Here is an 8,262-nt window from a genome sequence, read left to right on the forward strand (position 1 = left end):
GCCGGGTAGCCTGCCTGGCGTGGAATCGACGATGCCGCGGGGATCGGACCCGGCGGACCCCGCTCTCGGCGAGCCTGCCTGCGCCGTGAGCGAGGGCGCGCCCGGTGACGCCGTGGTGCTGACCGCCCCCTCGCCCGCCCCTTCTCCTGCCGCGCCGTCTTCGGGCGAGCCGGTCGTGCCGTCTTCGGGCGAGCCGGTCGCGCCGTCCTCGGGTGAGCCGGTCGCGCCGTCTTCGGGCGAGCCGGTCGCGCCGTCCTCGGGTGAGCCGGTCGCGCCGTCTTCGGGCGAGCCGGACGATCCGGGCGCCTTGGATGTGCCCGCGGTGGCCGCCGTGACCGCAGGGCCCCGGCCGCTGCGGCTGCCGGTCGCCGTGGCGCTCGCGGTCGCCGCCGGGCTGGCGCTGCTGCTCTCGATGCCTCCGTACGATCTGTGGTGGCTCGCGCCGGTCGGTGCGGCCCTCCTGGCGGCGGCGACCCATCGGCGGCGGCTCCGTGCCGGATACGGGCTGGGTGTCCTCGCCGGGGCGGTCTTCCTCTGCCCGCTGCTCTGGTGGACCAGCTACTCGGCCGGCTGGGCGCCCTGGGCGCTCCTCTGCGCCTCCCAGTCGGCGCTCGTCGGCCTGGTCGGGCTGGGCGGCGCGTGGCTCTCCCCGCTGACCGACCGGTGGCGGGCGCTCTGGCCGTTGCTGACCGGCCTCCTCTGGGTCACCGACGAGGCGATCCGCGACCGGTTCCCGTTCGGCGGGTTCCCCTGGGGGCGGCTCGCGTTCAGCCAGGGGGACGCCCCCACGCTGCGTCTCGCGGCCTGGGGCGGTGCCCCGCTGGTCACCCTCGCGGTGGCGGCCGCGGGAGGCGCTCTGGTCGCGCTGGCGTGGCGGCGGTGGACCGTACCGGGAAATGCTCGGAAGACGCTGCTGCCCGCCGCCGGATTCGCGGCAGTGACCGGCGTCCTGATGGCCGCGCCGGCGGCCGTGCCGTTGAGCGAGCCGGCCGGGGACGCCTACACGGTCGCGATCGTGCAGGGCAACGTGCCCCGGCTCGGGCTGGACTTCAACGCGCAGCGGCGGGCGGTGCTGGACAACCACGTGACCGCCACCCGGCAGCTCGCCGCCGACGTGGCCGCCGGGAAGCAGGAGAAGCCGGACCTGGTCGTCTGGCCGGAGAACGCCAGCGACATCGACCCGCTGCGCAACCAGGACGCGGCCCAGGAGATCGCCGCCACGGCCGACGCGATCGGGGTGCCGATCCTGGTCGGCGCGGTGCTGCGGACCGACAACGACTACGACATCAAGAACGCCGGCCTGCTCTGGATGCCGGTCACCGGGCCGGACCTCTCACAGACGTACGTCAAGCAGCACCCGGTGCCGTTCGCCGAGTACATGCCGCTGCGCTCGATCGCCCGGCTGGTCAGCGACAAGGTCGACCTGGTCCGGAACATGCTGGCCGGCGACCACTCCGGGGTGATCGACACCGGCGCGCTGACCATCGGCGACGTGATCTGCTTCGAGGTGGCGTACGACGGGATCGTCCGGGACACCGTCACCGGCGGCGCCCAGATCCTGACCGTGCAGACCAACAACGCGACGTTCGACGAGTCCGAGGCCCGGCAGCAGCTGGCCATGGTACGGCTGCGGGCGGTGGAGCACGGTTTGGATGCATTGATGGTCTCAACTGTGGGGGTGTCCGGCTTCGTCGACACTTCGGGCACCGTGTACGGTTCGACCGCCTTTAACAGCCCTGCAGTGGTGGTCCATAAGATGAATGCCGGTGGAACCAGTACTCTGGCGACTCGCTCGGGCCCCTGGCCCGAGATCGTGGCGGTCGCGTTGACCGTCATGATCCTCGCCGCCGGATGGCCCCTGCGCCGCCGGCGAGCGACCATCGGCAGTGACGCACAGAACGCGGAGGAACGGTGAGCGCGGCGGAAGGCTACCCGGGAGTGGGACGGGTCCTCGTGATCATCCCGACGTACAACGAGGCGGAGAACGTCCGGCTGATCACCGGCCGGGTCCGGGAGGCCGTCCCCGACGTCGACATCCTCGTCGCGGACGACAACTCGCCCGACGGCACCGGCGCGATCGCCGACGAGATCGCCCTCGCCGACGACCACGTGTTCGTCCTGCACCGGGCCGGCAAGGAGGGGCTCGGCGCGGCGTACAAGGCCGGCTTCGCCTGGGCCAAGGACAAGGGGTACGACGCCGTCGTCGAGATGGATGCGGACGGCTCGCACGCCCCCGAGGAGCTGCACAAGCTCCTCGACGCGCTGACGGACGCCGACGCCGTCCTCGGTACGCGCTACATCCCCGGCGGCAGCGTGCACAACTGGCCGATCCACCGGCTGCTGCTCTCCCGCGGCGGCAACATCTACATCCGGATGGCGCTGGGCATGCCCTTCAAGGACGCGACCGGCGGGTACCGGGCGTACCGGATGACCGTGCTGGACGCCATCGACGTGGCCACGGTCGCCTCGACGGGCTACTCGTTCCAGGTGGAGCTGGCGTGGCGCTCGCACCGGCAGGGCTTCCGGATGGTCGAGGTGCCGATCACCTTCACCGAGCGTGAGCACGGCGTCAGCAAGATGAGCGGCAACATCTTCAAGGAGCAGCTGCTGCGGGTGACGCTCTGGGGCGCCCAGTCCCGCAAGGAGAACCTGATGAAGGCGATCGGGCGCAAGCCGCGCGAGGACCAGCAGACCTGGCCGTGACGGTCTCGCCGCCGTGACGGTCGCGCCGCGGTGGCGCCTCCTGTCGGTGGCTGTCTCCTCCTGAGGGGTTCCGCCAGTGATGTGGAGCACGCCCTCCACACAAGGGGCACACAGGCAAGTCGCAGGTAGCGGTGTCATGCTGGAGGTCGAGCACGTGACTTCCGGAGGACGATGATGCGTCGCACCCGACTTGCCTACCTGCCCTTCGTGCTGCCGCTGCTGGCCTTGGCCGAGTTCCTCACCTTCGTCAGCGTCGCTCACGCGATCGGCTTCGTCTGGGCGCTGCTGGCCCTGATCGGCTGCACCGTGGCCGGTCTGTCCCTGCTGCGCAGCGAGGGCATCCGTGCCTTCCGCTCGTTCCAGGAGGCCGCGACCGCCGGTCGCCCGCCGGCCGTCGAGGTGACCAACTCGCTGATCGGTCTCGGCGGTGCCCTGCTACTCGCGGTTCCCGGCTTCCTGACCGCCCTGGTCGGTGTCGTCCTGCTCCTGCCGCCCGGCCGGTTCCTGGCCCGCCGGATGGTCGAGCGTTTCACCGAGCGGCGTCTCGGCGGGGCGGCGGCGAGCGACCTCTTCGGGCCGCGCAAGGTCCGGGTGCACCGCGGCGCCCCGATGGACGAGCCGGTCGTCGTGGTCGTTCCGGATGACATGCCGCGGACGACGGCCGCCGCGATCGAGGGTGAGATCGTCCGCTAGAGCACCGACCACCAGCCCTCCGGGAAGCCTTCGGCTCCTCGGAGGGCTTTTGCGTGGCTACGCCTGCTGGGTCGGCAGGAGGATCGCCTGGCGCAGGTTCACGTGGCGCGGGCGGCTCGTCGTGTAGGCGATCAGGTCGGCCACGTCGGTGGCGCTCAGGGCGGGGAGCATCCGGAACATGCCGTCGAGCTGGGCGGAGAGCTCCGCGTTGTCGATGTGCCCGCCCAGCTCGGTCGCGGTCAGGCCCGGCTCGACGTTGGTGACCCGGACGGACTGCGGGCCCAGTTCGCTGCGCAGGGACGTCGCCAGGTGGGTGACGGCGGCCTTGGTGGCGGCGTAGACGGCATAGTTCGGGAACACCACGTGCGCGCTGATCGACGACACGGTGACCAGGTCGGCGGTGCGGCCGGCGGCGGCGGTGGCGCGCAGGGCGGGCAGGAAGGCGCGGATCACGTGCAGGGTGCCGGTCAGGTTCGTGTCGATCATGCGGGACCACTCGTCGGCGCGGTCGTCGGTGATGGGGTTGGGGAGCATCACGCCGGCGGCGTTGACCAGCAGGTCGGGGTCGCCGAAGACGTCGGCCACCCGGGCGGCGGCGGAGGCGACCGCGGCCGGGTCGGTGACGTCTACCGCGACGGGGAGCGCGGTGCCCCCGTCCGCTTGGATCTTGTCGGCGAGGTGCTGCAGGCGGTCGAGGCGGCGGGCCAGGAGGGCGACGCGGGCGCCACCGGCGGCGAGGAGTTCGGCGGTCGCGGCGCCCATGCCGCTCGCGGCTCCGGTGATGACGGCGGTCCGGTCGTGGAGGTCGTAGCTGTCCATGCCGTCGAGACTGCCGCCGTTTCCGCAGCTCAGGCAGGGGCCGGCCGTAACCTGGGTCCAGCAGACCCAGGATGGCCCCAGCCACGCGAGGCAGACTGAGCCCCATGAGCGACACCAGCGACCGAAGGCCGGGCGCGCCCACGGCACGGCCGGCCGCGAGCGCGGTGCCCCCGCCGGGCACGCCCACGGCGCGGCCGGCCGCGAGCGCGATGCCCCCGCCGGGCACGCCCACGGCGCGGCCGGGCAGCGCGATCGGGGAGTTTCTTCGCGCGCGGCGGGCGATGATCCAGCCGCGGGATGTGGGGCTGCCGTCGCTGGGGCGGCGGCGGGTGCCGGGGCTGCGGCGGGAGGAGCTGGCGCAGTTGGCTGGGGTGAGCCCGGACTATTACATCCGCCTGGAGCAGGGGCGCGGCACCACCCGGGTCTCGGACGCCGTGCTGACCTCGGTGGCGCGGGTGCTGGGCCTGGACGAGACCGAGCGCGAGCACCTCTTCAATCTCGCTCGCCCCAAAACTTCGAATAAGATGATAAAACGCGATAAATCGGTCCGATCGGGCATTCGGGTGCTGCTCGACATGATGTCCACCGTCCCCGCGTTCGTGATCGGGCGCCGGATGGACGTCCTCGCCTGGAACGACCTCGGTGACGCCGTCAACGGCTTCAGCGACTGGCCCGCCGAGCCGGGGCGCAACGTCGTCCGGCAGACCTTCCTCGACCCGCGGGCCCGCGAGCTCTACCCCGACTGGGAGACGGTCGCCGCCGAGACGGTCGCCTTCCTGCACCTGGACGCCGGCCGGCACCCCGGTGATCCGCTGCTCGCCGTGCTGGTCGGGGAGCTCTCGGTGGCCAGCCCGGAGTTCGCCCGCTTCTGGGCGGCCCGCCGGGTCAAGGAGAAGACGTACGGCGTCAAGCGGCTCCACCACCCGGTCGCCGGCGCGATGGAGCTGGGCTACGAGAGCGTGACCCTGCCGGGCGAGCCGGACCAGACGCTGGTCACCTACACGGCCCCGGTGGGCAGCCCGGCCTACGAGAGCCTCCAGATGCTGGGGCTCACGACGACGAGGGCCGTCCCGAAACTCGGGACGACCCTCGTCGAATAGGTTCGGCTCAGCGGCCGCGGCGGGTGCGGACTTCCTGCAGGCGTTCGTTGAGGATGTCCTCGAGTTCTGCTATCGACCGCCGCTCCAGGAGCATGTCCCAGTGGGTACGCGGCGGCTTCGCCTTCTTCTGCTCCGGCTCGCTGCCGTCGACCAGACGGGCCACGCTGCCGTCGAACTTGCACTCCCACGTCGTGGGAACCTCGGCGTCGACGGCGAACGGAACCTCGAACTGGTGACCCTTGACGCAGAGGTACTCACGGGTCTGTCGGGGCGCCAGCTCGGTGTTACGGTCGGACTCGTAGCTGACTGCGCCAAGACGGCTGCCGCGCAGCATGCGTTCGCCCATGATCGGCTTTCCCCTCGCTCGTGGTGCTGCTCTCGCTGGTGTAACGAAATGGGCGGTCGCGAGATTCCTGGCGCCCACCCTGTCTTGCATATGTATGACTGCCCGCTGTATCAGCGGTGTTAACGCTATGAGCGTAACCGGCCAGTGACCTTACCGGGCAAAGCGAACCGTCGGGAAGTGGACCTTGGTCCAGTTTGCGGCGCTTTGACACGTCTACGGGTGGTGCGATGTCGGTCACTCGGGTGGTTCGCCGGCCATTAACCGGACATTCGGCCACCGGTACGCCGACGTTAGGGTTCCGCCCATCCGGTGTTGCGGGATCATCTCATCCGTCGATCGGCCCCGGTTGCGCCGGGGCCGGTGCCCCCGCCGGGGCTGCCGTCGCTGTTGCTGCCGGGGCCGCTGCGATCGCCCCGGCCGGCCCGGTCGCCCCGGCCGGCCCCGCCGGTGACGGTTGTGGCGGGCGGGCCGTGCCGAGGGAGGCCAGCGCCGACGCCAGGTCGCTGACCTGTGAGGTCATCTGTGCCGCCCGGTCCTGCGCCGCGTTCGCGTCGGCTCTCGCCGCCGCGAGCCGCCGCTCCAGGTCCGCTCGTTCGTCCGCGATCCGGTCCCTTTCCAGGCGCATACGCTCCAGCTCCCCGCCGACCCGGGCCAGATCATCCCGCTGGGCGATGACATCGGACAGCTCGCGCCGGGTCGCGGCCAGCGCGTCCACCGCCTCGTCGCGGGCCCGGCCGGCCGTGTCGGCCCGCTCGGTGGCCGCCGCCGCCACGGACTCCAGCCGGTCCACCTCGGAACGCGCCGTCTCGAGCTCCTGTTGAGCGCGGCGGGTGCTCTCTTCGGTCGTACGCCGCAAATCGGTGAAATCGCGCAGAGCCGCCGCCAGATCGCGCTCGGTGGTGTCCCGCTCGGTCTTGATCTGCTGCACGTCGCGGCGCGCCGCGGTGAGCTCCTCGGTCGCGGCGTCGCGCTCCGTCTCGGCCCGCTCGCGCAGCGCCGCGGCAGCCGTGGCCGCCCGAACCGCCTCGTCCCGCGCCGTCGTCGCCGCCTGCTCCCGCTTGCCGGCCTCCTCGGCCGCCCGCTCCGACTCGGTGGCCCGCTGCCCGGCCTCGTCCCGCTCCGCGGTGGCCGCCGCCGCGACCTGCTGCGCCGCCACCGACGCGGCCGCCGCCTGATCGGCGTCGCGCCGCGCGTCGTCCCGCTCCGCGTGCGCGGCCGCCACCTGCCGCGACGTCTCCGCCCGCACCTCGGCCACCTGCCGCTCGACCCCGGCCGGCGACATCTCCGAGTGCAACGCCTCGGTCAGCGTCCCGACCAGCGTGTCGAGCCGGTCCACCGCCTCCCAGGTCCGCGCCACCGACCCGGCCAGCCCGGGCGACGAGCGGTGCCGCATCCGCACGTTCCGGGACGCGCGCTGGCACTCCCCGTCATTGTCCCGGCAGTACCGGAACGGCCGCCCGGCGGAGGCGCGCTGCGGCACGGGCCGCCCGCAGTGCGCGCAGGGACGGGTCTCATTGACCTCATCGGTGTGTTCCTGGGTCGTCATAGCGGTAATCACCCTAGGGTGTGCCGGTCGCGGCGCCGGGACACCACTCCGATCTTCAGATGAGACATTTTTGTTTCATATGAACTAATCTCGTCTCGTGGATCAGGAGATGCTGCTGCGGGCGGCCGCGGAGTTCCTCGGGCGGCGGCCCAATGCGACCCAGGATGAGATCGCCGAGGCCGTGGGGGTGAGCCGGGCGACGCTGCACCGGCAGTTCGCCGGGCGGCGGGCGCTGATGGAGGCGGTGGACGCTCTCGCCGTACGGGAGATGCGGTCCGTTCTGGCCGGTGCGCGCCTGGACGAGGGCACCGCCACCGAGGCGCTGCGGCGGCTCGTGGTGGCCACCCAGCCGGTCTCGCCGTTCCTGGCGCTGCTCTACTCGCAGAGCCAGGAGTTCGACACCGATGAGATCGACGGGGACTGGGCCGAGATCGACGAGGCGCTGGTGGCGGTCTTCCGGCGGGGGCAGGCGGCGGGGGAGTTCCGGTCCGACCTGTCGCCGGCCTGGCTCAGTGACGCGCTCTACTGCCTGGTGGCCGGCGCGGCCTGGTCGATCAAGGTGGGGCGTTCGGCGGTGCGGGACTACCCGGACATGATCTTCAGTCTGATAGTGGGCGGGGTGCGGAGGCCGTGACCCGCCGCTGATTCGCCTTCGGGGTGCTGGTGCTCGCCGTGCTGCTGCCCTGGCATCCGGGATCGGTGCGGGTGCTGCTGTCGGCCACGGCGGCGATGGTCGCGGTGGTGTTCAAGGACTTCACCCCCGGGGCGGCACTCCCATCGCCTGCTCCTCGAAACGAGCCAGTCGCGAGCGGGCGCTCGCACCCAGTTCCTCCGCGACCGCGCTGATCAGCCGCGTCCTCACCGGCCGCCCCGCCCACCGCGACACCGTCCTCACCCCCGAGGAGCAATCCGAGAACACCACGATGATGATCTGCGTCGGCCGCTCCCACACCCGCCACCTGACCCTCGACCTGTAACCCACCCTCCTCGGCCGGCGCTCACGGGTGTGTCCGGCCGCCCGGCACACCCTCCTGGCTGGCGCTCACGGGTGTGCC

The 8,262-nt window shown here is 72.1% G+C and carries 8 protein-coding genes; 5 read left to right on the forward strand and 3 right to left on the reverse strand.

What is annotated here, in order from left to right:
• Positions 1–19 precede the first annotated feature (19 nt).
• The 3 genes from lnt to AB0M08_RS10400 all read left to right on the forward strand — a co-directional run bounded on the left by lnt (position 20) and on the right by AB0M08_RS10400 (position 3,396).
• Positions 20–1,915, forward strand: coding sequence for an apolipoprotein N-acyltransferase (gene lnt, locus AB0M08_RS10390; RefSeq protein WP_364491235.1), 1,896 nt, complete (start codon positions 20–22; stop codon positions 1,913–1,915).
• Positions 1,912–2,703, forward strand: a complete 792-nt coding sequence (locus AB0M08_RS10395; protein WP_364491237.1) for a polyprenol monophosphomannose synthase — start codon at positions 1,912–1,914, stop codon at positions 2,701–2,703. The genes lnt and AB0M08_RS10395 overlap by 4 nt, the downstream gene beginning before the upstream one ends.
• 171 nt (positions 2,704–2,874) lie before the next feature.
• The gene (locus AB0M08_RS10400) at positions 2,875–3,396 is read left to right on the forward strand and encodes an FxsA family protein (RefSeq protein ID WP_364491239.1); all 522 of its coding nucleotides are present in this window, start codon (positions 2,875–2,877) and stop codon (positions 3,394–3,396) included.
• A 57-nt stretch (positions 3,397–3,453) separates the two neighbouring features.
• Here the strand turns inward: AB0M08_RS10400 and AB0M08_RS10405 are convergent, their stop codons facing one another.
• The gene (locus AB0M08_RS10405; RefSeq protein ID WP_364491241.1) at positions 3,454–4,215 is read right to left on the reverse strand and encodes an SDR family oxidoreductase; all 762 of its coding nucleotides are present in this window, start codon (positions 4,213–4,215) and stop codon (positions 3,454–3,456) included.
• Positions 4,216–4,319: 104 nt separating this feature from the next.
• Here AB0M08_RS10405 and AB0M08_RS10410 point away from each other — a divergent pair, with 104 nt between their 5' ends.
• A complete protein-coding gene (locus AB0M08_RS10410) occupies positions 4,320–5,315 on the forward strand; it encodes a helix-turn-helix transcriptional regulator (protein ID WP_364491243.1) in 996 nt (331 codons plus the stop codon).
• Positions 5,316–5,322: 7 nt separating this feature from the next.
• On the opposite strand, the gene AB0M08_RS10415 is transcribed toward AB0M08_RS10410, so the two are convergent.
• On the reverse strand, positions 5,323–5,661 hold the full coding sequence (locus tag AB0M08_RS10415) for an RNA polymerase-binding protein RbpA (protein ID WP_014689763.1): 339 nt from the start codon (positions 5,659–5,661) through the stop codon (positions 5,323–5,325).
• A 325-nt stretch (positions 5,662–5,986) separates the two neighbouring features.
• Entirely contained in the window at positions 5,987–7,207 is a 1,221-nt protein-coding gene (locus tag AB0M08_RS10420) for a serine/threonine protein kinase (protein WP_364491245.1), read from the reverse strand.
• Positions 7,208–7,304: 97 nt separating this feature from the next.
• Between AB0M08_RS10420 and AB0M08_RS10425 the strand changes: the two genes are divergently transcribed.
• Complete coding sequence (locus AB0M08_RS10425) at positions 7,305–7,841, forward strand: helix-turn-helix domain-containing protein (protein ID WP_364491247.1); 537 nt, start codon at positions 7,305–7,307, stop codon at positions 7,839–7,841.
• The last annotated feature ends 421 nt before the right edge of the window (positions 7,842–8,262 follow it).

This window comes from Actinoplanes sp. NPDC051851, assembly GCF_040681165.1.
Taxonomy (GTDB): domain Bacteria; phylum Actinomycetota; class Actinomycetes; order Mycobacteriales; family Micromonosporaceae; genus Actinoplanes.

Bases quoted from the DNA above. Each gene is read 5' to 3' on its own strand.
- AB0M08_RS10400 (WP_364491239.1), top strand. From the start codon at position 2,875: ATGATGCGTCGCACCCGACTTGCCTACCTGCCCTTCGTGCTGCCGCTG.
- AB0M08_RS10405 (WP_364491241.1), bottom strand. From the start codon at position 4,215: ATGGACAGCTACGACCTCCACGACCGGACCGCCGTCATCACCGGAGCC.
- AB0M08_RS10410 (WP_364491243.1), top strand. From the start codon at position 4,320: ATGAGCGACACCAGCGACCGAAGGCCGGGCGCGCCCACGGCACGGCCG.
- AB0M08_RS10415 (WP_014689763.1), bottom strand. From the start codon at position 5,661: ATGGGCGAACGCATGCTGCGCGGCAGCCGTCTTGGCGCAGTCAGCTAC.
- AB0M08_RS10420 (WP_364491245.1), bottom strand. From the start codon at position 7,207: ATGACGACCCAGGAACACACCGATGAGGTCAATGAGACCCGTCCCTGC.